Here is a 471-nt window from a genome sequence, read left to right as displayed (position 1 = left end):
ATCCAAAGGCCATCAAGCAGGATGGGGCCAATTTCCTGACCCTGGTGGGCCTTGGCGGCATCATCGCCGCTGGCCTGCTGTTCGACACCGAGACACCGTTTCCGGGGCCGGCAGCGATGTTGCCATGTCTGTCGACCATGCTGCTGATTGCCGTCGGCGGACAATCGAGTATCGCCCGGCGGTTCCTGGGGTCCAGGCCGATGCTGTTCCTCGGCAAGACCTCCTATTCGATCTATTTGTGGCATTGGCCGATCATCGTCTTCCTGCCCTATTTCCTTCCCAASTCGTCGATGACCTGGGCACCGTTGCTGGTGATCGCAAGCTCGATCGTGCTCGGCTACGTCTCGTGGAAATTCGTTGAACAGCCGTTCCGCTATGCCCGCCCGAATGCCGCGCGCCGGACGGTTTTCGCGAGCTTTGCCGGCAGCCTCGCTTGCGCTGCGATCTTTGCTATCGCGGTCAGCGCCGGGG

1 protein-coding gene is annotated in these 471 nt (G+C 61.5%); it reads left to right on the top strand.

Annotated elements, in window-relative coordinates:
- Positions 1-471: acyltransferase family protein (locus tag AC1D0P_RS29070; protein WP_477679906.1), on the top strand; the 471-nt coding region annotated here is incomplete at both ends.

Source organism: Polaromonas sp. P1_G2 (assembly GCF_056405515.1).
The sequence above is the reverse complement of the archived record's forward strand: the minus strand, read 5'-3'. Positions and strand labels throughout refer to the sequence as shown.